Consider the following 25,618-nt stretch of genomic DNA (forward strand, 5'->3'; position numbering starts at 1 on the left):
ACGATCTTAAAATTAAAACTAATTTTATAAGTAGAGAAGCTTATCTATTTAGAATTCAATAAATAATACCTCTCTACTATAACCATTAAAAAAACAAATCAATAATTACTGTAATGGATCAAACGAACCGCCCCATTCATTATTTTGTTCCAATTTCGAATTACGATCCAAATCTTCCTTTTTAATAGGATAGAACCAATGGTTCAAATCAAGATTAAACCTATAAATACTTTTATCACCATCCACACAATCTATATACTCAAAATAGAATAATTTACGTACTTCAGGATCCATCATATCCTTGTTCCAATCAAATTGTCCCTTCTGAATAATCGAATAATCATCTATTACCGGATATAAAGTGGAACGATATTGAAGATTATTCAAAAGATCAAAACGTTTCCAACGTCGTAAATCATTCCAACGTTTCCCTTCATATGCAAATTCAATGAAACGTTCGTTTACATAAGCCTCTCGAATCTCATCCTGACTGGTAGCCGTTATGCCATACCTTCCGTCTGTAGACTGAATTCCGGCACGTTTACGAATATCATACAAAACTTGTAATGCTTCAGTTTTTTTATCTAGTTCATTTGCACATTCTCCGTAATTCATCAATACTTCAGCAAAACGTATTTCTATCCAATCTGTCTCAGCATTATAGATTTCTGTAACAGCTAAATCATCTAAACCTTTCTTTTGGAAAAAATTCGCACCAGATGGCATTGTTCTAGATATTTCATCCAGTACCAAAGAAACATTTAAATCACCATCTTTCCTCCAGGCATTCCAAAACTTCATATTATTCTTCAGATGATCAGGACAATAATATTCCATCCCTGGGCAAAAGATAGTAGCGTGGAAACGAGGGTCTCTATTAACATAAAAATCTGATAAAAATTGCTTATTATAAGTCCTATCATTTTTTAGCCGGTTTAAATCAACCTCCAATGGTGTACCATCTAACTTTGGATATGCCATTATTAAAGAAAAAATAGCTTGATTACAACTCGCCATACCCATAGTCAATGGTTCAGGACGTATAGCATTTTGATCAAATGCATGATCCGGATAATAAAACTGGTTTACCATAATCACTTCTTTATTCTGCTCATCATACCAAATATCAGCAAAATTACCTTCATAAAGTCCTTTACCTACACTTTTCAGAAAATTGATAGCTGCTTTATTGGCATCATATGCATCCTGCCAGCGCTGTTGATCATTGTTGGGATTAAACAGTGGACTGGCATATTGTAGCAATACACGGCCTTTAAAAGCCATAGCACAGCCTTTATCGATACGACCATAGTTTTCATTTTCCCATTTGTCAGGCAAACTGGCTATTGCCTCATCCAAATCCGCTAATATCTGTTTCACACACTCTGAAGTAGAACTTCTTGGAACCAACAATGAATTTAAATCTGAAACATCCTGCGGCTGTAAAATCATTGGAACTCCTCCCAAGGAGAATACTTTACCCCAATAATCCCATGCGCGCCAAAACAATGCTTGTCCTCTTAATTGCTTCTTTTCATCTTCATTCAGTACAGTTACACTCTCAAGATTAGCTAAAAAATAATTTATCTTATCAATATTCTTATAATCCAATCCCTGAGCACAATTATCCACTGTTATTTCACCACGCACATATTGACTCATATCAGTAGGTCCATTCATACCTTCATCCGTATTATTGGCAGAAATAGGCCAACCTGGCATCATACTTCCATAAATATCAGTCAAAAAAGCATTGACCATATCTGGATTCTCCCATACTCCATCTGGTGTTATAGCACTGGTATTTTCATAATCCAAACTGCAACTCCCCAATAATAAACTACAAAATAAACCAACAATTATATTTTTCTTTTTCATAGCTGATTTGTACTTAAAATTTCACATCAATACCAAAGTTGAACGAACGCATAATCGGATAATCATTTCCTCCTCCCAATTCAGGATCATAATATTTAAAACTACTCCAACAGAACAAATTGGTTCCAGAAATAAATAAACGGACATTATCAAAGATTTTATTATAGAACTGATTCTTCGGCAAATCATAACTTAATGTAATGTATTTCAAGCGCATAAAATTCGCTTTCTTAAACCAGAACTGACTATCCTTATCCCGATAAGTACTCGGCACATTGGCACTAACCATACGAGGCAAAGACGCATCAGGATTATCAGGTGTCCAACTGTCATCATACCAACCGGCATACATTCGGTTCCATTCTACATTACCGGCAATGCTCCGGTATGACTTGTACAATCCCAACTCACCGGCAAACATCATATCCAGACTTAAACCTTTCCAACTACCTCCCAAATTCAAGCCATAAACTACCGGAAAATTTTTGTCACGCAGCACCACACGATCCCAATCATCAATCACACCATCGGGTACTCCATTCGGTCCAGTATGATCTTTATAAACAATGTCACCTAGTTGAGGTTTCATTCCATTAAAAGTATAATTAGGGTTTGCCGCATTGAAGTCATCCAATTCTTCTTGTGTCCGGATAATCCGGTCGAAATCATATCCAACAATACGGGAAGTAGAAGTTCCAATCGGAATATCAATCCATTGGGCATTCTCAGCGTAATCTTTATACTTGATTTCATTCCATCCATACGACAGCGTCAAGTTCCCATGATAAGTAAAATCTTTACTACTACCTTGATATCCCAATTCCAAATCAATACCTTGAGCATTCATTTTTCCATAATTTTCGGCAGGCATATCACGACTGTATGTAGTAGGCAAAGTGGCCTGACGGTTATCCAAAATGTCATACGATTTACGGAACCAGTAATCAAATGTAAAATGCCAGTTTTTAAAGAAATTCATATCTATACCTACATCATAACTCAATGCTTTTTCCCATGTCAAATTCGGATTTACGACCTTACCGTATGTCAATCCTGTATTTTTCGAAGGATCTTTTCCAAAATAAGCATTTTTAGTATCCGAATTTGATAAATAAGACTCCATCCATTGCCATCCACCCACAGAATCATCACCTGTCAAACCAACGGAACCACGAATTTTCATAAATTGAATCCACTTCTTATTAAAAAAGTTCTCTTCAGAAAGCACCCAAGCAGCAGAACCAGCAGGAAAAAATCCCCAACGCTGAGAAGGAGCAAAATTCATAGAACCATCCTCGCGAAAAGAAAACGACAACAAATATTTGTCCGCATACGAATAATTGAATTGTCCCACATACGACATACGTCCGTTTCGACTAGCGACATCTCCTCCACCATATGTATCAACACGGCTATCGCTAGCAGCCCAAAACTGGTCATATAAATATACCGGAAACGTCTCACGACCTCCATAAACTTGAGATTTGTATTCCTCATACCATTCTGTCAATAAAACAGCATCTAACCTATGTACTTCATTAAATGTATTCGAGTAGTTTAAATAAAAGTTTAATTGTTGTTCATCCCCCCAATCAGAGCTTTTCTCAATATAGTCTTTACTTAACCATGAAGATTTTTTTACTCCAACAATATCTTCATCTTTTATTGATATTATACGGCCATTAGCTCCACTTTTTTTAGGTACATAAATATCATAATTTTTATAAAATCCTTCTTTAGCATTGTGTATCCAACTCTTACTATATTGAACACTCATACTCATCCCTTTAAAAAAAGGAAATTTATATGTCATTTTAAATACAGCAGTTGGCTTTAAATAGGTTTCATGATGATATCCTCCATCATTTCGTGCTCTTGCGGCAGGATTTAATGGTCCATTTGTATCTAATACTTTTCCTGATTCTGAGAACACTGGAATTTCTGGTTGAGATATCCTCAATGCAGAATATATGCCATTAGGCCATCCATTATCTTCATGTCCATCACTTGCAGTTCTACCTATTTTATTATTATTTAATGAGAATCCAACATATGCCTCTAAATACTTTGTCACATCTGCACTTACATTCATACGGAAATTATATTTATCATATGTCATGGGCTCCAGAAAACCTTGCTGTTTTACATATGATGCAGCTCCAAAATATCGTATTTTATCACTTCCTCCAGAAACACTTATGTTATGACTTTGGGTTGTTGGATTCTGCCAGACCGATTCTAATAGATCATAACCATATCCACCATTGATAGAAGCTATATGATCAATCTCTTCCTGAGTCCATTTTTGAGCAGGAGTTGTACATACTCTATTATACAACAAAGCTGTTTGCACTCCATCTGTCAAATCCTGATTACCCGTACGGGAATCAATACTAAAACCATATGAATAATTAATAGTAGGTTTACCTTCTTTTCCTTTTTTAGTTGTTACAATAATAACACCACCAGAAGAACGGGAGCCATAAATTGCTGCTGATGCAGCATCCTTCAATACTGAAATACTTTCTATTTCATTAGAACTTAAATTATTAAAATCTGTCGCATCACGTACTACCCCATCAATAACGTATGTGACCGGTTGTGGATTATATTTCTTTTCTTTCCAAGAAGAAGTTGTACGAATTGATATTTCAGGATTATTACCAGGAATACCACTTGAGGTTCCAATATTAACACCAGCCATTTTTCCGGCTAACAGATTTCCGGCAGAAGTAGTTGGTATTGTATTCAAATTTTCCCCCACTTTCATACTTGCCACAGCCCCCGTTAAAGATGCTTTCTTTTGCGACAAATAGCCTACAACTACCACTTCCTCCAAAGCCTTCGAATCTTCTCTCAATACTATAGATAAAATCTTTTGCTTGCCTACTTTCACTTCCTGATCAGCATAACCGATGTACGAAACCTGAAGTATAGCCCCTTCCGGTACGTCCAAAGAAAAGTTACCATCTATGTCCGTAATTGTTCCATTCGCCGTTCCTTTTACCACGACATTCGCACCGATAATAGGTTCACCTGTAGCATCCAGAATCGTACCTTTAACCATTTGGGATTTCTTTCCAGACTGCGTATCAACCTGTTTCCGGATGATAATATGCCCATTACTGTAAGTTGCTACGCAATCTGTTCCGTCCAACAATTTCACCAGTACTTCCTGAACCGTACCCTTTTCAGGCATATTCCGGATAACACGCGAGTCATCAATGTCCTGAGATTTGTAATCGATAAAAAGCTTCGTCTGCTTCTCGATCTGTTTAAATACACTTTTCAACGGAATGTTGCTTCCTGTCAGACGGACAGACTGTTGTTGGGCGTAGGCAAAGAGGCTGCATGTAGATAATGCGGTGATACACAACAGCCGAGAAATTTTTTTTCTACTTTCTTCTAGCATCAGATTTGTTAATTTCATATATTTGTAAGTTGAAATTTAAGTGTTTAAAAATAGTTTTGTTTCAAGGTCCTATACGAACAAAATTAAAATACTTGGTTTCAAACACCGGGAAGGGGAGTTGGCGCTGTTCTTTCCGGTTTTCTTTTTCTGATAATTCCTCCTTCTTCTACTTATTTGACAATGATACTTTTTCCCTTGATTATATATTGTATACCTATTAACTGATGCAGTATTTCCATGACATCTTCAATCTTTTCATCAGGTCCGAACTTGACGTTATACAAATCTGTTCCATAACGGGTAGCATTGTATTGGAAAGTGACTCCATACTTCTTTTCAAGAGTAAGAATCATCTGTTCGAAGGTGACATCCTCAAAAATCAGATACCCCTTGCGTGCCATCCTGAACAACGATAAATCTACCCGGTTCATCCGCACACTCTTGTCTGTATGTGAAAATACCAGCTGTTCACTCGGCTGTAGCACATAAGACTCCTCTGCCCCTTCTTTCAGACTGACCTTCACACTTCCTTCTTCCAGTGTAGCCATGGTATAATCTTCCCCGGCGTAGGACTTTACGGTAAATACTGTACCTAAAGCCTGTACATCCAGTCCTGAAGTCTTTACGATAAAAGGTTTCTCCTTATTTTTGGATACTTGGAATGAAGCTTCACCGGTCAGATACACCGTACGTGAATCCAACTGCTTGAAATCCGACGGATATAAGAGGGTAGATCCGGTATTCACCCAGACACGCGAACTGTCAGGCAATACAAGCTCACAAGTTTTGCCATACGGAACAAACATTTCACACATTTCGGTCGACTGCCGAAGAGTCAATTCTCTGGTTGTCCAATAAGTTCCACCTGCTGTCATCACAAAAATTGCGATAGCAGCCGCATATCTCATCCACCTCATCCGGATTCGTTTCCCACGATAGAACGACAGTCCCATCCGTTCCTGCAGACGGTTCCATTCATTCCACGTGTCCGAAGATATTTCCCCGGCCGATTCATCCCAATACTGATGCAACGCGTCTTCCTTTTCTGCTTGATTCTGCTGCGCACGTAACCATTTCCCGAACACAGCCCTTCCCGCCCGGGTGAAATGCTTTCCAACATACAGTTGGAACATTCTTTTGATTGATTCGTGTGTTTCCATTTTACCTGCTTTTATACATAAGTAGGTTTAAACCGGAAACACACACAAGTCAATCAAGAAAAAAATACATTAATTTTAATTTTTCTTTCGATCAATAGATAAATGAAAGAAAACATATTGATAAACAATGGCTACCTGTCAACCTACTTCAGTACATTACAGCGAAATTCTCTGTTTGGAAAGAATATTATTTACTTTTCATACAAAAGGCATATACATTTCCTCCAAAATCAGAAACAAATAGTGTATTTCCAGAAAAAGAAACCGAACTGAATATCGGGGAGCCTAAATGATATTTTGCTGTTATGTTTCCCTCATTTTTATCTATAGCATAAAGATAACCGTCCGAAGCTCCTACAAAAACAGTATTTCCAACTATTATAGGACTCGTTTCTATTGTCTGGGAGTCAGGACGTGTATATGATGATGTATAAATCAAGGCTTTTCCTACAGGACAATGCCATTTCTCATTCAATGTACTTCTGTCAAGAGCAACCAAACCATCCCTTGATGTACCAAAAATTATTTCATTTTCTGAAATGACAGGCGTGGAGGTTGCATCTACACTATAAGGTAAATCTTTCCGAACAATAATATCGCCTTTTTTTGCATCCATTATGAAAAACGCTTTATCTGATATCAGATAAAGGAGTCCGTCCTTTATTGCTGGAGATGAGGCTCTGAATCCAAGACCATCCTGCGATTTGCTCCATAACATTTTTCCTGTTTTTACATCATTCCCGTAAAGTGCCCCCCATTGTGTAGAACCTATAATCATTTCATCGGAAACTGATAATGTAGCCGTTGAACCTTGGTTTTGTCCCCAGTCACGATTCTGCCATAAAATCTCACCCGTAGAAGCATCTATGGCTTGCAGGTATTTACCTGTACCAGCATAAAGAATTCCATCTTTTGTAGCCAATCCTTCTGTCAATGAAGGTAAAACACCCATTCCAATATCCTTTTTCCAACACAATGAACCGTTGTTACAGTCTATGGCATAAATAATACCATAAATATCTTGTGCAAAAACTTTGTCCTTATCTATCGCTATCGTATTCTTTATTGAACCTTCCACATGATATTTCCATACAATCTTTCCCGTTTTAGCTTCTAAAGCATAGATAGCAGCACGGCCTCTGTTATCATCATCAACAGATGCAATATAGACCATTCCGTTATATACAATAGGAGAAGTCATGAAGATATTCCCCCCTACATTTGTAGTCCATGCAAGACTGAGCAATGAATCAAGCGGACAAGAAATGATTCCACCTATATGCTCAGAATTGGCCAAAAGGTTAGTCCAGTTTTCTCCCGGTTCTACCAACACTTCTCCCGGCGAATATTCAAACTTCTTTTCTTCTACACGCTTTTCACCATTTGAGAACTCAGCGGTAACAAACAGTTTAAGCTCCTTATTATGATATTTGCCATCAAGTGAAAGTTCAGCACCCCATGTCCAATCTGTTTTAGGGCTAAGTTTCTTGTCCTTTATTATAACTTGTTCGCCATACATACAGGTATATGTTACCTGTTTTGTCAAAGCATCCGAAGAATATACATTTACATTTATTGTATTTGATGCGGTCTTTCCTGATGGCGAAGATATACAAAGCTGATTATCTATATATGCATAACGCATTTCGGATACGAAATCACCTTTTCTATCCACACGCATTACTCTATATGAAGACGTAGAATGATCAATGCCGCCTTTGTCTATTGTACTGGAACAAACGGTATATACATCTCCCTGTTTCTTTATATGGTTTATATGCCAGTGACCATAAATCCATGCCTTCAAATTATATTCATTAAGATTTATCGATTCAGATTTTCCACTATAGATAAACTTATCTCCTTCTGTGAGAATGTCATGATTGAATACATAAACAGGAGTTCCCGGTTTCACATGTTCAAGATCATTTTTCATCCATCTACAGACATCGTCTTTGGTATATCCCGGCCAATAATCTCCTCCCGCCATTGGTGTAACAATATAATGTACATTGTCTACATCGAAAGAATAATAAACCGGTCCATAAATATTTTCAAACAAATCCTCTCCATATTTTCCTTTTACCAGATCATGATTCCCGATGCAATAATAAACCGGAACATCCATGTTCCTTGTATTTACCAGTTTTATATGAGACTTCAAACCATTCTCATAACAGATATCACCGGTATGTACTATGAACGCAACCTTTTCATTTACAGAATACCGATGAAGATTTTCCGCCCAATTCTCATTACCTTGCACTTGGGAGATTTCAGTATCAGTTATTTGAATAAACCTATGACTCCCCTTGTTGTCTATACCAACAGTATATGGAACAATGCCAAAATCATAACTTACCGTAGAATCATCAATCTTACGATAATGATTGCATACGGCTTTATATCCCGAAGGTACCGTTATAAAAATGAATCTCTCCTTTTCGTGTCCCGGCAAAACAAACTTTCCATCAGATTCCGTTTCTACAACATTCAATCCATCCGAAACTTTAATACCCTTCAGAAGTTTTTCTCCGGAATCATAAATACCATTATCATTTTCGTCAACAAAAACCTTTCCGGAATATTGAGCATATCCCGATAAAGCAAACACAGAAATAATAAATATTGATATAATTTCTCTCATAATAAAAACATTGCATAAATTTTCCCTACAAATGCATCCTACACTGATGTAACATATTTTCCTTTTACATTCGGTCTTATTTTTTTAAAGAATCATCTATTCGATGACATACCAAGTATACCCGTTTGCCGGAATAGTCACTTCCACCTGCACCGAATAATCTCTTCCCAACCTATATTCCACACTGCTGCCTTCCTGTTCCCGGATTCGGGCAGTTTCCGTCAGACCGGTATAATAGAGTGGAAGGTCTATCTTACGTGTAATAGCCTCATCTGTCGGGTTAAAGAATAAGGCGAATCCTTTTTCTTTCCCCTGCGGATTGACATGCATAATACCATCCCAGTCCTGTGCATCAGGCTTACGGAGGTGGATAATATCACTGTTCAGGACATTCCGATACTTCTTATACCAGCGTATAATATCCGTCACAACTGCTTTTGTCTCAGGTGTATCATACAGACGGGGTCCCCGATAACAAGCCTGGATTCCTGCCCCGTAATTCTGTACCATCAGCATCTTGTATTCAAACAGGTGTTCGCTGAGCGGTTCCAATGTAGCTGCAGCCCCTCCCCCATGATATTCTACCAAAGGAACAAAACTCCAGAGTGAAGAAGGAATACGTTCCCATGTACAGTCATAGTTCAACTGACGGGTATGGATTAACTGACGGTCACGCGGCAATGACCAGTTTGTTTCCCGGTAACCGATACTGGTTTTCGTGGAACCGTTCAGGAAATAGAAGTCCGGCACATTCAGATAAATACCTTTCTCGCGCATCCAGTGATACAGTTCCGTAATCTTGTGGAACTGGTTCCATTGTGAATCCTGTAATCCTTTATGATGTGTATGCAAAGTGGAGGCACAGACATCGCCCGGATAAGAACCGTCGTGTTCAAAACAGGTCATGCCGGTCTTCTCAAAGAAAATTCTGATTTTACTGAAATATTCATATCCCCAGTCACTGCACAGACAAGGCGAACTGCCAAACCTCATACCTCCCCGCTTACTGGTCTTCGGATTGATGACATCCACTTCTTCACTAATCCAGCGGCTGGCCAGAAGCGAATAACAGCCCATCTCGATACCTTTGCTACGGGCATACTCTACCAGTCCCTTGAATTTGGCAATATTCGCTTCGGATATATCTTCGGCATTCGCACCGGAACCGAAACTGAGGATAATCATCTCATAACCGGTCTCGGCACATTGGTCGACTGCTCTTCTGACCGTCTCCGGGTCACTGGAAGTAAGGTGCATGAATATAGGATTTTCTGTCAGCCAAGGGGCCACAGCACGATAGAACCTTCGGGTGAACAACCCCTTACGTTCACGGTCATCGCTATCGAAAGGCATTTCATAAACGTTGAAAGTGCAGAAGGTCTCTCCGGCTTGCAGAAGCTGGTCCGGCCCCATCTCCGGAGAAACATCCAATATGCAGCGGGTTTCCATCGGATAATTCCGCTGCGAAGTGTATTCCGGGTCCATTACCCATTTCTCGGTAATGTCCGTTTCACGTTCCGTAAAGGTACCTTTACAGGCATAGTCACTTTCAATGTGGATATTAGGAAGACGAAACAGGTCCGGATTACCGTCACCCGGCGATTCCGGCTCGGCAAAAGCCAGGTATTCCAGCTTGAAAGCATCAATATTCAAGGGAACGGACGACTGATTCTCCACTTCCATCCGTTTCCGGATAACCGGAATCTCGTCATAGACAGCGAAACAGAGCTTCACCACCACATCCTTCAACTCCTTATCTCCCCGAAGCGTAAAGACCAGTTCCTTTCCTGTAGCCGATTTTTTGTTCAGTGCCCAGCGGTTACGTGCCCAAGGAAGTGTTTCCCCCACTGACCTGATTTCGAAATCCTCTACCAGAAACGATTCCGGTATTGTGGTCATCTTATCTATCCATTCTTCTTTCAGATAAGCTCTTTCGGGTTGTCCTGCCAAACCACCGATACTCCACTTCTTTCCGTCAATCTGTAAAAAACCCTCGCCACTGACTGCACGTATCATGCTTTCGCCCGTCATCCGGTTCGTCAGATGTGTGGTAGCCAAATTCGGAAAGATACGGAATGTCCTGGCCACCATACCATTGGCAATCACAATACTCTTCCCGTCCGGCGAACGGTAAATCCCCGCCTCCGACTTTTCCGGAGTCAACAGCCAGTCGAACGGTGTCCGGTCCGAAAGCCGGGACTCCCACACAGGCAGTTTCCCTATCTGCTGCTCCAACCGTGCAATGACCGTTTCACTTTGCCTGGGTCCTTCCCCGACTGACTGGACATCCACCATCTCCGGCATCTTCCCCTGATAACCGATGACCGGAGATACCAATAACACCTGATCACCGCTCGCCCCGTCGGCCGTCGGGTCGACAACCATTTCCAGCATCCGTATATCCTTCAAGGATACATCGATTTGCTTCGGAGCGTCCCCCTGCCGGATGACACCGCTGCTATAGATTTCCTTACCATCTGCCTTCAGAATCACCTCGACAGAACCTTCCCCGATGTTACCGTCGGTTCCGGTCAATCCTAGGAACCGTTTACCTTCGCCTTCTTTGCGGAAAAGCAGCTTGGTCCCGTCCACCAAAGGCTAGACCAATAAAGAAGCATCATCATTCCCGATATCTGTGGAAAATATACTCACTTGCGTCTGGAACCGTTCCGCTTCTCCATCCAACCTGATTTTAGCCACTGACGGAGCATGTAACTTGATGGTATCATCCTCGGTAATGACCGTACCATATTCCTGCCAGACTTTGGAAAAGTCCAGATTCTTTAACGAAATTTTCTCTTGAGCCTCACTCCCCATACTACAGGCCAGAAGACAAATAAGAATGACTGCTTTTTTCATATTTTGTGTATTACACCTTTATAGATTTAAGTACTTGTACCTGTAAGTAGGTTTAAAAGGTATGCACACACAAAACAAACAACGTTTTTCTGGAAAAAATTATAAACTATCGGATAGTCAACAACAGCCAGAGATAAATGACTTTACGAAGAATGGCCAATGCTGCTGTCAGGTGATTTTCTACTGTTCGTTTGCTGATTCCCAAACGGTCGGCGATTTCCTGATTGGAAAGTCCCTCTTCACGACTCATCCGATAGACCTGCTGGCGTTGGGGAGACATCTGCCGGACTGCATTCTGAATCATGGCCTGAAGTTCACGGGCGAACAACTGTTCTTCTTCCGACTTAGCCTCTGACGTATTTTCCAGATACTCTTTTACATATTGCTCGGTCACTTCCAGATGATCAAAATAATCATACACCTTATAACGGGCCATCTGATACAGATAAGCAGAAAGAGACCTGACTTCCGACAACCTTTTCCGGTTCTGCCAAATAGACAAGAACATCTCCTGCGCCATATCCCGGCTTAATTCCGGATCATGCGTCAAGCCCGTCAGGAAACAGACCAGTTTCGGCTGATATTGAAAAAACAGCTGTTCGAATGCGTGTATGTTTCCGGCTCCGATTTCTGCCAAAATATGTAACTCAGACTTCTCCATCAATGAAAAACCCACAAATCCATTAGTTAACAACCCGCAAAAGAAACAAAATTCTTAGAATAATGAAAATATAGCAAAGAAAAAAATAATGTAACTATATCAAAATTTCAATAGTTTTTTCAAATAGGTTATACCTAAAACTGTTTGTAAAATCTTAATTCTTTGCTCAATGCTTATTTAATATGGTTATCTACAAAATTTTAACACTCAAATCATAAATGCATCATGCAAAAACACTTATATACACCACTGATATTCAATCTGTTTACACTCTTATTCAAAGATATCCCATATAATTTATCCCAAAGAACAGCTAGAACTCCGCAGAATCATATATTAACATAACGGTTGTGCAAACCACCATTAGAATGCCGACATCGCCATCAGCAATGCCAAGAGATTACTTATAGAAATGCATTTTCCCCTTCCATCAAAGAAAAATCCCAATCCTGATTTGCCAGCCGCATTTATTCCTTTTTTCAGGAGAATTTTCCTTATGGCTTACGCCATGAAAATTCACCTGAAAAAGAATGCGGCGGCAAACGGATTAGAATTAAAGAAAAGATTACAGGGATTAACTGCGACCGACGTGACGCATAGCCGTAAATCAAAGGCGGCTATCCTTATATTCTATATATGGCCTCACAAATACTGTGAAAACCCACTTTCCAAAATAACAAAACATAGCCTGCCTATCAACTCCCAAAATAAGACAGGGATTTCAGCTCCCTCCGATCTGCATAGTCAGGTGGCTTAGCTATGTTTTTACTCCTACATCCAATTCTTTTTTCTTTTTTTCCTCTGTTCCCGTTCTTTCCTATCCTTCGTGTGACATTTGATGACACCTGATGATATCTAATGTCATCTATTTGTAAATCAATTGTTTACTCAATTTATCATCTTACATTTGGACTGTGAAACAAATCAAGTAGTCACTCAAAACAAAAGATTATGGCACAAGAAAACAGTCCAGACAAGGGAAAAAGGCAAGGCCGGACAAAGAAACCGGAAAAGCCTTATGTGGAACAAATTGACGAGCTTCTGCTGGTACATAACAAGAACGACCCCAAGGAGGGTTTGGGAGTGGTCAGCAAAGCAGACGAGAAAGGTAATTATCAGACGGTTGCACCGGAGGAGAAGAATGAGAACTCATTTCTGAAATTCGACAAGAATTCGAGTATCCTCGAAAATTTTATCAAGAACTTCTGGAGCCAGCTGAAGGAACCTACGCATTTCAGGCTTATCCGCATGACCTTCAACGATTACAGGCAGAACAAACAGGCTCTCAAGGACCTGGCCGAAGGCAAGAAAACAGACGCGGTAAAGGAGTTTCTAAAACGCTATGAAATCGTACCGAAAGCAAACAATCAGAAAAACAGTCAAACAAAAGAGGAGGAAACAACAATGGCAAAGAAACAGGAACAGACAACGCAGGCTCAGCCTGAACAGGTATCACAGGTGGAAGCTGCCGCACAGGGGCGCGAACAGCAGGAACCGCAACGCCAACAGACACCCACGTACCGCTATAACGAGAATATGATTAACTGGGAGGAACTGGGTAAGTTCGGCATATCCAAGGAAATGCTGGATCAGTCTGGACAGCTTGACAGCATGCTGAAAGGATACAAGACTAACAGAACTATGCCGCTGACACTCAACATTCCTGGGGTACTGACCGCAAAGCTTGATGCACGCCTTTCGTTCATATCCAACGGCGGGCAGGTCATGCTGGGCATCCACGGTATCAGAAAGGAACCTGAACTGGACCGTCCTTATTTCGGACATATCTTCACGGAAGAGGACAAGAAAAACCTGCGTGAAAGTGGAAACATGGGACGCGTGGCTGACCTTAACCTGCGTGGCAACACGACAGAGCCGTGTCTGATTTCCATCGACAAGAATACCAACGAACTGGTAGCCGTACGACAGGAGCATGTCTATATCCCGAATGAAATCAAAGGTGTGACTCTGACTCCGGATGAAATTCAGAAACTGAAAAACGGTGAACAGATATTCGTGGATGGCATGAAATCCAATCAAGGCAAGGAATTCAATGCCAATCTGCAATACAATGCGGAAAGAAGAGGCATCGAATTTATTTTCCCGAAAGACCAGGCTTTCAACCAGCAGACGCTTGGCGGTGTACCGCTTTCCCCCATGCAGCTCAAAGCGCTGAACGAAGGCCACACCATCCTTGTAGAGGATATGAAGCGAAAGAACGGCGAACTGTTTTCATCCTTCGTTACCATGGATAAGGTAACAGGTGGTCTTCAATATACGCGCCACAATCCGGAAACGGGAGAAATCTACATACCAAAGGAAATCTGTTCGGTACAGCTCACACCGGAGGACAAGGAAGCGTTACGCAAAGGGCAGCCCATCTATCTTGAGAACATGATCAACCGTAAAGGTGAGGAATTTTCGTCATTCGTCAAGCTGGACCTGGCAAGCGGAAGACCACAGTATTCCAGAACTCCGGACGGTTTCAACGAACGACAGGCACCAGCCATCCCGGCTGAGGTTTACGGACACCTGCTTTCGGCACAGGAAAGAGCAAACCTTCAGGACGGAAAGGCTATCCTCGTAACGGGTATGAAAGGTCCCAACGGCAAACCGTTCGATTCCTATCTGAAAGTAAACGCAAACACCGGACAGCTGCAATATTTCCAGGAAAATCCGGATGTGCGTCGTAATACTTCACAACGTGCTTCACAGACTGACAATACCCAACAGCAGGAACAGAAAAAGGGAGCAAAACAGGCTGTCTGACCTGAACGGGATTTAAATCATTCAAATCATCAACTACTAAAAAAAGGAAAGAACATGAACAAGAACAATCATCATATCTACAAGGCTGAACAAATCGACTGGGAGAAACTGGAATCGGTAGGTATCAGCAGATCGCAAATTGAAAAGGACGGAAACATGGACCTGCTCCTTCGGGGAGAGGAAACCAATGTCATGTCCATTAAAATCAAGACTCCTGTATTTTCACTGACCATGGACGCCACACTCAGTCTGATTGAAGACAAGAATGGAAATCCGGTCATCAGCGTAAACGGTATAAACCCTTCAGGTGAATAAATAAGAATCCATAATGTATCATCTCTCTTTCCATACGGTAAGTCCGTATGGAAAGATATAAAAACAGAATTTATCATGATTGCCATATTAACAGACAAACCAAGTGTAGGAAAAGAAATCGGAAGAATCATCGGTGCAACCAAAGTAAGAAACGGATATGTGGAAGGAAACGGCTACATGGTTACGTGGACCTTCGGGAACATGCTGTCACTGGCCATGCCGAAGGACTACGGAACCCAGAAGCTGGAACGGAATGACTTTCCTTTCATCCCGTCCGAATTTGAACTGATGGTACGGCATACACGCACCGAGAACGGATGGATACCGGAGATTGATGCCGTGCTCCAGCTTAAAGTAATCGAGAGGGTATTTCAGGCATGTGACACCATCATTGCGGCTACCGATGCAAGCCGTGACGGGGAAATGACATTCCGCTATGTCTATCAATACCTGAACTGTACACAGCCTTGCTTCCGTCTGTGGATTTCTTCTCTTACCGACGAGTCTGTGCGTAAAGGCATGGAAAACCTGAAGCCGGACAGTTGCTACGACAGCCTGTTCCTTGCTGCCGACAGCCGCAACAAGGCGGACTGGATTCTCGGAATCAACGCCAGCTATGCCATGTGCAAGGCGATGGGACTCGGCAACAATTCCCTCGGACGGGTACAGACACCGGTACTGGCTGCCATCAGCAGACGCTACCGTGAAAGGGAGAATCATATTTCATCGGACAGCTGGCCCATCTACATCAGCCTGCAAAAGGACGGCATCCTTTTCAAGATGCGCCGCACACAGGATCTTCCCGACAAAGAATCCGCTACAATGTTTTTCCAGGACTGCAAGCTGGCACATCAGGCACAGATAACAGGTATCAGCCACAGCGTTAAGGAAATACTTCCACCGGATCTGCTTGACCTGACACAACTTCAGAAGGAAGCGAACATCCGCTATGGTTATACCGCATCAGAGGTGTATGACATAGCACAGTCCCTTTATGAAAAGAAACTGATTTCCTACCCAAGGACTTCCAGCCGTTATCTGAAGGAGGATGTGTTTGACTCGCTTTCACCAATCATGGCGCGTTTGCTATCATGGGAGTTGTTCCCTGCCGCTAAAGGAACTGGAGGTATTGACATATCCGGTTTGTCCCGCCACGTAATAAACGCAGAAAAAGCCAATGTACATCATGCCATCATCATTACAGGTATCCGTCCCGGAAATATGTCCGAAAAGGAAATGCAGGTTTACAGACTTGTAGCCGGAAGGATGCTCGAAGCATTCATGGCTCCATGCCGCATAGAAACGACAAATATTGAAGCGGTTTGTGCGGCACAACATTTCAAGGCCGAACAAACAAGAATCATTGAAGCCGGCTGGCATGATGTGTTCATGCGTTCCGACATGATCCCGACATCGGGATATTCCGTCAAAGAACTCCCCGAAGTGGAGAAAGGTGATACCCTGAATGTATGCGGATGCAACATGGTGCACAAGAAACAGCAGCCGGTAACTCCGTTCACGGATGCAGAATTGGTGGAATACATGGAACAGAACGGACTGGGCACGGTATCCTCACGTACCAATATCATCCGTACACTGGTTAACCGTAAGTATATCCGTTATTCAGGGAAATATATCGTTCCGACCCCGAAAGGCATGTTCACCTACGAAACCATCCGTGGAAAGAAAATTGCGGATACTTCACTCACCGCAGACTGGGAAAAACAGCTGGCCGGACTTGAAAGCGGAATGATAACCGGACAGGACTTCCTGAACAGGATCAGGACTCTCGCCAAGGAAATGACTGATGACATTTTCAACACCTATTCCACAAAAGAAGAATAACATCTATACCTAATCAACCAAGAGAATGCAGGCCGGAAGGTCTGCATTTTTTGTATCCGTACAGAAAAGATTCTGTTTTTCCGCTTTTAAGCGGCAAAGGTCTTGGATTGCCTGCCTTTTGCCGCAAGGCTGCCCTGAAGGGCTTGGCTGGACAGGAAAAAATCATCCCCGCTACGCTCCGGTATTTTTTCCTGCCAGGCTTTGCGCAAAAAGGCAATCCAAGAGGCCGGAGGCCTATAAAATCGGGAAAACACATCCCGATGGGATTATTCATTCATAAAATTAAGGATTATGAAACTACAGATTATCAGAAAGATTGGCAGACATGCAACAGCGATATTCCTGATTACCGGAATATGTCTGCTGACAAGCAAAGGGATTGTCCCCACCGGGATGATTACGCTGCTGTTGCTTGCAGGAGGATTCTTCGGTTTCCTGTTCAGGATACTGGTCATTATTTTCAAGATTCTTATTCTTCTGTTCATTGTAGGATTATTTGTCGCATAACCCAAAATATAAATATACATATATGGAAACAGTTGCTATAACTTCACAAGCTCCTGTCATGCCGACTGCATGGCCACAGAGCGAACATATCAGACCGGTTAAAAGACGTCTGCCCAATACAGTTGATGAACCTAAAAACATCGGCTACTATCTGGAATCGCTACGTGATATTTCCAGCAATCCGGACAGAGAGAATATTCTGAAAGAATTCTTCAAGGAAACTTATGTATAACCATAAAATTTTTCAATTATGTTTTTTCAATCAATTTATCAGATGATTACAGCAGGTACGGATCTGAATATCAATATCCGTAAAGTGGACAACAGCCTGAGTGTGACAGTCATGCCAAGGCGGAACAGCCTGAAAGAGGATACACGGCAAAACATGGTGCCATTGGTCGTGAACGGAACACCGGCAGAACTGGATATGGGCTTCCTGCAGACCATACTCCAACCGATACAGAAGGTACAGGGACTGCTTGTCAATGCGGAAAATTTCGAGAAACAGGCAGAAAAGGCTACATCACAGGCCAAATCATCCAAAACCCCAACAGTACCGGCTGAATCAAAGGAAGCCAGGGAAAAACGTGAAAAGATGGAAAAGCTCCTCAAGAAGGCTGATGATGCAACTGCCGCAAAAAGGTTCTCCGAAGCAATGACATGGCTGAAACAGGCACGAGTGCTGGCTCCTTCAGAAAAACAGAAGGAGATTGACGAAAAGATGCAGGAAGTACAGAAACAGGCCAGCGAAGGAAGTCTGTTCGGTATGGCAGAGGAACCGGAGCCGGTAATTCCCCAACCACAAGGCAATATGAACGGTCAGTCACAGCCCGGTATGCAAACAAGCATATTCCCAGAGCAGCAGACCCATACTATGAATCCTGAACCTGTCATGCAGTCTGCACCACAACAGATTCCACAGGGAATGCCTCAACCGGTATATGGAATGAACGGAGCATATATCCAACCTGCTCCAAACCGCCCCGTAATGCAAGGAACAGGTATGCCACAAGGAGCTACAATGCAGCCCTATCCGCAGCAGCCGGCTTACCAGCCTGAGACGGCTCCTTATCCACAACAACAGGTACGGCAGCCGACAAACGACCATATACCGAACGGAACAGCACAGGTACAGAACGGAAACGGACGGGAATACCAGACTGCACCGGCAGCCCATGATACATTCTGCTTCGATCCGGAAGACGAGAATGACAGGGAACTTCTAAGAGAGGACCCGTATGCGGAATATCCGGATTTTCCGACTGAGTACCGTATGAAGGACGAGGCACAGGTAGAAATGGTATACTGCTGATTATAAAAATAAATGATTTGTAAAACCAATAAACAATAAACAATATGGCACTGGAAATTAAAGGAATGAAAAGAGTATTCAAGATGAAGAAGAACAGTCAGGAAATCGTACTGGATGATCCGAACGTAAACATGTCTCCGGCTGAAGTAATGGATTTCTATTCAATGAACTATCCGGAACTGACCACCGCGACCGTACACGGACCGGAAATCGAAGACGACCGGGCAGTATATGAATTCAAGACAACCATCGGAGTGAAAGGGTAAGGACATGAAAAAAGGACAACATAAAAATAAAAAACCATGTACACAACTTACGGAACGGGCTTTGGAAAATTTAGCCAGACTTATCATATCGGAACTCGAAAATACGGACATAAGCCGGGGCATCAGGAGCAGAAAGAAAAGAAAACTCCCTCCAGCAGAAAGCCTCATGGTTTTCTGAACACGAGAATACCTTCCATCGCTCCCGACCTGTATGTGGAGAATGACAGGGATGTAACGGTAAATGTCACCACCAAAGAGAATCTTGATTTCCTGTACCGTTCAGCCATGAAGTATGCGCAGCTCCTGGATGTGGAGCTGCCATACCATCCTACAGGCAGGACTTCCATAAGAGAAAAAATATGCCTGCTTTATAATGCGCTGGATTCCATAGTATCTCATCATGTAAATCTGGAACTTGTCGGTAACAAGCTCCAGTTCTGTATCTATCATTTCCATGAATGGCCTGATTACACCCTGTTCCTGATACCGATAGATTTTACAGAAAGACTGAAAGGTGAAATCAAAAGGATCACACTGGAGTTCATCAGAAGGTTCATCAAGTATCACAGGATGATGGATATAACCGATACCCCTTATTTTGAGATGTCGGAAGTCTGTATCGATTATGTGGACTTTGAACAGCTCGATGAGGAAGAGAAAAAGGATTTGTACAGAAAGGAAAAGCTTTTCAGGTCATATGAGAAAGGGAGAATCCACAGGAAACTGTGCCGGATGCACTCCAAGGCTTTCTGTAGGAATCTGGAAGAACATATCCGCAACTGTAATCCTTCCTGCAATAAGGAAAAAAGACTTTTGGAACTGATTACTGAAGGGATGTCCCTGATTGCAAAAGACAGTCCTCATATCTTGAATTATGATTATGACTATGCAAGCGAAAAGGAAAGGGATTTCGAACCGCCACCGCTCGAATATCAGATTCTGCTTACCTATTCCATTACGGATACGGTTACCAAAGACATGGAAAGCTGTTTCAGTACTGACTGTCAGGAAACATATAACCAGACTCCCGTATCATTTACCTTCATCACACCGGAAACTGAAAAACTGTTCAGACCAGAGAATTATCCGGAACGGTTCTCAAAATGGTTTGAGAAATTTGTAGAACATGTTACCTATAATTTATAAACATCATGAATGAACTGACCCAAAACATACAGAAAATGATGGTGCCGAAAGCTGCTATCATAGCCTACAAGTATGAAGACAGAAAAAATTCTGACACCAGATACTTCATAGAATTGCGTCCCATCGGGAAAAGCGGACAGATGGGGGCAGGTATCCCCGTCACATACGAATTCATGAATACCCTGCTGGAATCCTATACGGAGGAAATGAGCGGGATACCGGCAGGCAGAATCCCCGAAAACATGCTGGCCTGCAATCCGAGAAAAGGACAGGAAGAATATATCTGGTACAATCCGCCAGAAAAAAGACAGATGTTTTTTCACAAAGACCTCAATATACAGGACGGCACATTCAATCTGCCGGGAATTGTCTACCATGTAAAAAACGGAAGCATGGACGTGTTCGCCTTCAAGGGGAAACGTCCGGTGGAAACGACACCACTGTTCCGTGCCCCGTTCTTCAACGTGACCGGATCAAGTGTCTGCCTTGGCAGCAGTTCTCTGGAAAAGCCACAGAACCCGACTTTCCTTTCCCTGCTGGAATACTGGGAAAAACGGTTCTGGCTGACTGAATTCTCCCATCTGGGAGGAAATGTCAATCCTACCGTTTCAAATCTTGTCATCGTCACCGAGAACATAAGAAACAATCCGTTCGACATGAACGAACTCAAGCCCATGAATAAAAAACTTAAAGACATACTTCCATGAAAAAGATACATTTTACCGACCGCTACCTGCTCAATCCGCGTCATCCGGTAACGGTATTCGTCATCGGAGCCGGAGGTACCGGCTCACAAGTGATAACCAATCTGGCACGCATGAGCATGGCACTTCAGGCATTGGGCCATCCCGGACTACATGTCACCGTATTCGATCCCGACACAGTAAGCCAGGCCAATATAGGACGCCAGCTTTTCAGTGAGACGGAACTGGGACTGAACAAAGCCGTATCACTAGTCACACGCATCAACCGTTTCTTCGGATACGCATGGACTGCAGAATCGCAATGTTTTCCTACCAGGAATTTTTCTGAAGATAACACAGCAAATATCATCATAACCTGTACGGACAATATACGCTCACGTCTTACGCTTTGGAAATTCCTGAAGAAAGTCCGCAAAGAAAACTTCAGTGACCATTCGGCTCCCATATACTGGATGGATTTCGGGAACAGCCAGACAAAAGGACAGGTCATCATCGGGACGGTACGTGAGAAAGTTCTCCAACCTTCTTCACAGGAATATATTCCCATGCCTAAAATGAATGTCATCACCGAGGAAGTGGACTATGCAAAAATCAAGGAAAAGGAATCGGGACCAAGCTGCTCACTGGCGGAAGCTTTGGAAAAACAGGATTTGTTCATTAACTCCACACTGGCACATATCGGATGTGACCTGCTCTGGAGAATGTTCAAGGAAGGAAAGACACTGTATCGCGGTGCCTATGTCAATCTGGAAACATTGAAAGTGACCGCAATCCCGGTATAATGCATAAGTGACCGTATGTATCATCTTTCCATCAGAATACGGTCACTTAGTCTATTTGCTATTTATTATTTACTACGTTCTTACCACGCTGAAGCAGGAAACTCTGTATCTCTGAGGCGAGATAGAATGATTTCCCGTTCTTTTCCACCGAGTAATATTTAATCTTGCCCTCTTGCCTGTAACGTGCCAAAGTTCTTTGTGACACACCAAGGAGTTCTGCCAGATCCACATTATCAAGCAGTCTGTCTCCGTTCATACATTCTTTCAGACGGTTCATCTGGTCCAGTTTCTTTTCAATGCGGGCAAATCCCTCTACCATTGTTCCTATCAGCCTTTCGAGTATCTCATTATCTATATATGACATAATTCCAATGTTATTAAATGAATAAATCGATACTCCCGTTGTGCGCACTCAAGAGTATGTACTTATAATAGTGAAAATAGTATGCCACATAGTTCATATTTATTTAATATTACTACTTAACTGCTGATAATCTGAAACATACAAAATAATGTCTAAATATTAGTGTAAACCAAAAGTGTAAACTATAATCAAGTATCGGTTAACACAATTAACTTCCATGACATCTAATGAATTTTGATGCTATCTGATGAAGCAATCAAACATAATATATATTGCTATAATTACCTTTATCCCAACAATCCTAAAATACCAAATATGGAAATAGTTAATATAGAAGCAAAAACATTTCAAGAAATGCTAGATGCATTATTTGATTTAGAAAAAGAATTCAAATTATTGAGAAATCAACATTCTAATTGTCAGCTAAATGAATGGTTAGATAATCAAGAAGTATGCGAAATACTAAATATTTCACTCAGAACATTACAGTACTTAAAGAACCGTGGAAATATTACATTCACTCAGATTGGCCGCAAAACGTACTATCATAAACAAGAAGTCATGAATCTAATTAAGGAACAACAATATGGGAAAAATACTGACAAAAAGTGATAAAGAAATCATCGATTTCTTTAACCGAATCCAAGATTTAAAGGAGATTTTAAAATCACTTAAAACTTATCAATTGAGAAGTCTCCAAAATGAACAGTATATAACAGACTCTGAACTTGCGGAAAAATTAAAACTTTCAAAACGTACTTTATCCGAATACAGGTGTAATGGAATATTACCTTATTATCAAATTGGTAAAAAAATTCTTTATAAAGAAAGTGATATTGAAGAGTTATTAGCTAAGAACCGGACAAACATATTCGGTACCCATTTTAACTGATAAATTTAAAATCACAAGAAGGAATAGCTTGTAAACCATTCCTTCTTGTGCCCCTTTTTTCATTGTCTAAAGCTCCGTTCAACATTTTCCATATCATTCAATATGGACTGATCCAGAACTTTCGCATAATGTCTTGTCATATTAAGATTGGCGTGTCCAAGGATTTTCGCAACATTCTCCATCGAAACTCTATTTGCCAAAAAGACTACTGTAGCAGCTGTATGTCGTGCGACATGTGTTGTTAATTTCTTCTTTATACCACAAATATCAGCTATTTCTTTCAAATATGCATTGGTCTTTTGATTACTGGAGACCGGCAATAACAACCCCTTAGCATTTGTTGATGCAAAATCCTTATACTTTTCCAGAATTTCTTTTGCAACACTAAGTAAAGGAATATTACACATTTCCTTCGTTTTCTGTCTCATTTTTCGAATCCACATATTTCCCTGGGCATCTTTAATTAAATCCTCAGCAGTTAATTGAGAAACATCCACAAAAGCCAAACCCGTGAAGCAAGAAAGAAGCATCAAAGCAAGGGAGATAGGAATAAAGAGAATCAAACGCAATACGTTGTAAAGCAGCGGTTTTACAGTAGTTTGCCATTATAGCCAAACAGCAGGGAAAGGCAGGATAATGCAAGGTTTCCGCTACCAAGTCATTACCTGTTCCGCTACCTGTCTGAAGCCTGAAAAACAGCGTTCCTAATGCTTGTAAACAAGCATTATACGTGCGGCAGGGACTTCAAATCCGCAGATTTAGCAGCGTCCGTTCCGTTTGCGCCGTTCTGCCCCGTTTCCAATTCTGTCGGTCGGCAATGTATCACTAATATTGCAACCAAAAAAGTTATGACAATGAAGACAGAAATGAAAGTGCTGCTCTACATCAAGCGCAGCGGACAGGACAAGGACGGACTGTCACCCCTCATGGGCAGGATAGCCGTCAGGGGAAAGAACAACTCCATCGCGCAGTTCTCCTGCAAGTTCAAGGTAGATGTAAGGCTGTGGAACGCCACGGCACAACGGTGTACGGGCAAGAGCAGGATGGCGGTCATGGCAAACCGGGAGATTGAACGTACACTGCTGCTGTTGCGCCAGCGTTTCAACGAACTTAAAGACATCAAGGAGGTTGTTTCGGCAGAGGAAGTGAAGAACGCCTACCAAGGGCTGGCGGAATCGCAGGACACCATCATGAAGCTGTTTGCGGAGCTTAATGAGGAATATGCCTTGCGCGTAGGCGTAAACCGTTCCGCAACCAGCTATTACCATTACACGAACACTTACCGCCACCTCGCCACCTTCCTGAAAGACAAGTACCGCCTTTCAGACATGCCTGTCAAGCAGTTGGACGAGAATTTCATCGAGGATTTCGACATGTACATGCGCACCGTCAAGCGGTTTATGCCTAAGACCATACTCGGACATGTAAACCGCCTGAAAAGCGTGATGATGCTTGCCGTGTTCCGTGGCATTATCCCGTTCAGCCCGTTCAAAGGCTACAGACCACAAAAGCCGGAGTTCAAGCAGATGTACCTTACGGAAGAGGAACTGGGCAAGTTCGCCAACATGACTTATGATACGCCCAACCGCAATTTCACGAGGGACATGTTCCTGTTCTCGTGCTGGACGGGCATCTGCTACTGCGACATGAGGGCATTGACGGAGAAGAATCTCGTGAAAGCGGAGGATGGAAGCCTGTGGATTCATACCGAACGGCAGAAGACCGGGACACCCGAATGTGTAAGGCTGATGGAAATACCGCTCGCCATATTGGAGAAATACAAGGGCATGGATGCCGACGGGAAATTGCTGCCCATGCTTACGAAAGAAAGCATGAACCGCCACCTCAAAAAGATGTCGGTGATGTGCGGCATCAACCGTCCGATTTCATTCCATCAGGCACGTCATACATTCGGCAGCATAATTTGTTTATCACAAGGAATACCCATCGAAACGGTAAGCAAAATCATGGGGCACAAACATATCAAGACCACACAGCGGTATGCGAGTGCGCCCAGATTGGTCGCTTGATAAATACTTCTGTAGTAAGAAGTTAGGATTGGGTTCAATATAATCCTATCGTCAATCAGCTTATCCGAC

The 25,618-nt window shown here is 42.0% G+C and carries 19 protein-coding genes and 2 pseudogenes; 13 read left to right on the top strand and 8 right to left on the bottom strand.

From position 1 onward, the window contains the following. Positions 1-105: 105 nt before the first annotated feature. The 6 genes and pseudogenes from OCV81_RS12500 to OCV81_RS12525 form a co-directional block, all read right to left on the bottom strand. Entirely contained in the window at positions 106-1,878 is a 1,773-nt protein-coding gene (locus OCV81_RS12500) for a RagB/SusD family nutrient uptake outer membrane protein (RefSeq protein ID WP_148330268.1), read from the bottom strand. A 13-nt stretch (positions 1,879-1,891) separates the two neighbouring features. Then, the gene (locus OCV81_RS12505; RefSeq protein WP_262640349.1) at positions 1,892-5,308 is read right to left on the bottom strand and encodes a TonB-dependent receptor; all 3,417 of its coding nucleotides are present in this window, start codon (positions 5,306-5,308) and stop codon (positions 1,892-1,894) included. Between the two features lie 152 nt (positions 5,309-5,460). Next, entirely contained in the window at positions 5,461-6,450 is a 990-nt protein-coding gene (locus OCV81_RS12510) for a FecR family protein (protein ID WP_022340860.1), read from the bottom strand. A gap of 187 nt (positions 6,451-6,637) precedes the next feature. Further along, complete coding sequence (locus OCV81_RS12515; RefSeq protein ID WP_148330269.1) at positions 6,638-9,097, bottom strand: outer membrane protein assembly factor BamB family protein; 2,460 nt, start codon at positions 9,095-9,097, stop codon at positions 6,638-6,640. 96 nt (positions 9,098-9,193) lie between these two features. Continuing rightward, positions 9,194-11,956: pseudogene (locus OCV81_RS12520) on the bottom strand (NPCBM/NEW2 domain-containing protein). A gap of 106 nt (positions 11,957-12,062) precedes the next feature. Continuing rightward, positions 12,063-12,617 (bottom strand): RNA polymerase sigma-70 factor, encoded by a 555-nt coding sequence (locus tag OCV81_RS12525; protein ID WP_148330281.1) that lies wholly within the window; start codon positions 12,615-12,617, stop codon positions 12,063-12,065. A 951-nt stretch (positions 12,618-13,568) separates the two neighbouring features. Here OCV81_RS12525 and OCV81_RS12530 point away from each other — a divergent pair. The 10 genes from OCV81_RS12530 (at position 13,569) to OCV81_RS12575 (ending at position 22,263) form a co-directional block, all read left to right on the top strand. Next, positions 13,569-15,386, top strand: coding sequence for a DUF3945 domain-containing protein (locus OCV81_RS12530; protein ID WP_148330270.1), 1,818 nt, complete (start codon positions 13,569-13,571; stop codon positions 15,384-15,386). 54 nt (positions 15,387-15,440) lie between these two features. Next, a complete protein-coding gene (locus OCV81_RS12535; protein ID WP_148330271.1) occupies positions 15,441-15,701 on the top strand; it encodes a DUF4099 domain-containing protein in 261 nt (86 codons plus the stop codon). Between the two features lie 75 nt (positions 15,702-15,776). Continuing rightward, the gene (locus OCV81_RS12540) at positions 15,777-17,546 is read left to right on the top strand and encodes a DNA topoisomerase (RefSeq protein ID WP_148330272.1); all 1,770 of its coding nucleotides are present in this window, start codon (positions 15,777-15,779) and stop codon (positions 17,544-17,546) included. 291 nt (positions 17,547-17,837) lie between these two features. Then, positions 17,838-18,053 (top strand): hypothetical protein, encoded by a 216-nt coding sequence (locus OCV81_RS12545; protein ID WP_004326363.1) that lies wholly within the window; start codon positions 17,838-17,840, stop codon positions 18,051-18,053. Positions 18,054-18,075: 22 nt separating this feature from the next. Then, positions 18,076-18,285: a hypothetical protein gene (locus tag OCV81_RS12550; RefSeq protein ID WP_148330273.1), complete on the top strand. Its 210-nt coding sequence runs from the start codon at positions 18,076-18,078 to the stop codon at positions 18,283-18,285. Between the two features lie 18 nt (positions 18,286-18,303). Beyond that, the gene (locus tag OCV81_RS12555) at positions 18,304-19,365 is read left to right on the top strand and encodes a PRTRC system protein E (RefSeq protein WP_148330274.1); all 1,062 of its coding nucleotides are present in this window, start codon (positions 18,304-18,306) and stop codon (positions 19,363-19,365) included. A gap of 44 nt (positions 19,366-19,409) precedes the next feature. After that, positions 19,410-19,631, top strand: coding sequence for a PRTRC system protein C (locus OCV81_RS12560; protein ID WP_004326366.1), 222 nt, complete (start codon positions 19,410-19,412; stop codon positions 19,629-19,631). A gap of 36 nt (positions 19,632-19,667) precedes the next feature. After that, on the top strand, positions 19,668-20,777 hold the full coding sequence (locus OCV81_RS12565; RefSeq protein WP_148330275.1) for a peptidase: 1,110 nt from the start codon (positions 19,668-19,670) through the stop codon (positions 20,775-20,777). Positions 20,778-20,782: 5 nt separating this feature from the next. Continuing rightward, positions 20,783-21,484: a prokaryotic E2 ligase family D protein gene (locus OCV81_RS12570; RefSeq protein ID WP_148330276.1), complete on the top strand. Its 702-nt coding sequence runs from the start codon at positions 20,783-20,785 to the stop codon at positions 21,482-21,484. Then, positions 21,481-22,263, top strand: a complete 783-nt coding sequence (locus tag OCV81_RS12575) for a PRTRC system ThiF family protein (protein WP_148330277.1) — start codon at positions 21,481-21,483, stop codon at positions 22,261-22,263. Before OCV81_RS12570 ends, OCV81_RS12575 begins: the two co-directional genes overlap by 4 nt. Before the next feature lie 58 nt (positions 22,264-22,321). Here OCV81_RS12575 and OCV81_RS12580 read toward each other — a convergent pair whose 3' ends face one another. Further along, on the bottom strand, positions 22,322-22,627 hold the full coding sequence (locus OCV81_RS12580; RefSeq protein WP_004294141.1) for a helix-turn-helix transcriptional regulator: 306 nt from the start codon (positions 22,625-22,627) through the stop codon (positions 22,322-22,324). Between the two features lie 315 nt (positions 22,628-22,942). Between OCV81_RS12580 and OCV81_RS12585 the strand changes: the two genes are divergently transcribed. Further along, the gene (locus OCV81_RS12585; RefSeq protein ID WP_148330278.1) at positions 22,943-23,239 is read left to right on the top strand and encodes a helix-turn-helix domain-containing protein; all 297 of its coding nucleotides are present in this window, start codon (positions 22,943-22,945) and stop codon (positions 23,237-23,239) included. Further along, positions 23,214-23,519 carry a helix-turn-helix domain-containing protein gene (locus OCV81_RS12590; protein WP_148330279.1) on the top strand — a complete coding sequence of 102 codons (306 nt, stop codon included), beginning with the start codon at positions 23,214-23,216 and terminating at the stop codon, positions 23,517-23,519. Before OCV81_RS12585 ends, OCV81_RS12590 begins: the two co-directional genes overlap by 26 nt. A 59-nt stretch (positions 23,520-23,578) precedes the next feature. Here the strand turns inward: OCV81_RS12590 and OCV81_RS12595 are convergent. Beyond that, a pseudogene (locus OCV81_RS12595) lies at positions 23,579-24,052 on the bottom strand (site-specific integrase); the annotation flags it as partial. 321 nt (positions 24,053-24,373) lie between these two features. Between OCV81_RS12595 and OCV81_RS12600 the strand changes: the two are divergent. Next, positions 24,374-25,549, top strand: a complete 1,176-nt coding sequence (locus OCV81_RS12600; protein ID WP_262640351.1) for a site-specific integrase — start codon at positions 24,374-24,376, stop codon at positions 25,547-25,549. Positions 25,550-25,618 lie beyond the last annotated feature (69 nt).

Source organism: Phocaeicola fibrisolvens, from assembly GCF_025567125.1.
In the GTDB taxonomy this organism is placed as follows: domain Bacteria; phylum Bacteroidota; class Bacteroidia; order Bacteroidales; family Bacteroidaceae; genus Phocaeicola; species Phocaeicola fibrisolvens.

What these genes read in the sequence shown, in the direction of transcription:
- OCV81_RS12500 (WP_148330268.1), bottom strand. Translation starts at nt 1,878, where the DNA reads ATGAAAAAGAAAAATATAATTGTTGGTTTATTTTGTAGTTTATTATTG.
- OCV81_RS12505 (WP_262640349.1), bottom strand. Translation starts at nt 5,308, where the DNA reads ATGAAATTAACAAATCTGATGCTAGAAGAAAGTAGAAAAAAAATTTCT.
- OCV81_RS12510 (WP_022340860.1), bottom strand. Translation starts at nt 6,450, where the DNA reads ATGGAAACACACGAATCAATCAAAAGAATGTTCCAACTGTATGTTGGA.
- OCV81_RS12515 (WP_148330269.1), bottom strand. Translation starts at nt 9,097, where the DNA reads ATGAGAGAAATTATATCAATATTTATTATTTCTGTGTTTGCTTTATCG.
- OCV81_RS12525 (WP_148330281.1), bottom strand. Translation starts at nt 12,617, where the DNA reads ATGGAGAAGTCTGAGTTACATATTTTGGCAGAAATCGGAGCCGGAAAC.
- OCV81_RS12530 (WP_148330270.1), top strand. Translation starts at nt 13,569, where the DNA reads ATGGCACAAGAAAACAGTCCAGACAAGGGAAAAAGGCAAGGCCGGACA.
- OCV81_RS12535 (WP_148330271.1), top strand. Translation starts at nt 15,441, where the DNA reads ATGAACAAGAACAATCATCATATCTACAAGGCTGAACAAATCGACTGG.
- OCV81_RS12540 (WP_148330272.1), top strand. Translation starts at nt 15,777, where the DNA reads ATGATTGCCATATTAACAGACAAACCAAGTGTAGGAAAAGAAATCGGA.
- OCV81_RS12545 (WP_004326363.1), top strand. Translation starts at nt 17,838, where the DNA reads ATGAAACTACAGATTATCAGAAAGATTGGCAGACATGCAACAGCGATA.
- OCV81_RS12550 (WP_148330273.1), top strand. Translation starts at nt 18,076, where the DNA reads ATGGAAACAGTTGCTATAACTTCACAAGCTCCTGTCATGCCGACTGCA.
- OCV81_RS12555 (WP_148330274.1), top strand. Translation starts at nt 18,304, where the DNA reads ATGTTTTTTCAATCAATTTATCAGATGATTACAGCAGGTACGGATCTG.
- OCV81_RS12560 (WP_004326366.1), top strand. Translation starts at nt 19,410, where the DNA reads ATGGCACTGGAAATTAAAGGAATGAAAAGAGTATTCAAGATGAAGAAG.
- OCV81_RS12565 (WP_148330275.1), top strand. Translation starts at nt 19,668, where the DNA reads ATGTACACAACTTACGGAACGGGCTTTGGAAAATTTAGCCAGACTTAT.
- OCV81_RS12570 (WP_148330276.1), top strand. Translation starts at nt 20,783, where the DNA reads ATGAATGAACTGACCCAAAACATACAGAAAATGATGGTGCCGAAAGCT.
- OCV81_RS12575 (WP_148330277.1), top strand. Translation starts at nt 21,481, where the DNA reads ATGAAAAAGATACATTTTACCGACCGCTACCTGCTCAATCCGCGTCAT.
- OCV81_RS12580 (WP_004294141.1), bottom strand. Translation starts at nt 22,627, where the DNA reads ATGTCATATATAGATAATGAGATACTCGAAAGGCTGATAGGAACAATG.
- OCV81_RS12585 (WP_148330278.1), top strand. Translation starts at nt 22,943, where the DNA reads ATGGAAATAGTTAATATAGAAGCAAAAACATTTCAAGAAATGCTAGAT.
- OCV81_RS12590 (WP_148330279.1), top strand. Translation starts at nt 23,214, where the DNA reads ATGGGAAAAATACTGACAAAAAGTGATAAAGAAATCATCGATTTCTTT.
- OCV81_RS12600 (WP_262640351.1), top strand. Translation starts at nt 24,374, where the DNA reads ATGAAGACAGAAATGAAAGTGCTGCTCTACATCAAGCGCAGCGGACAG.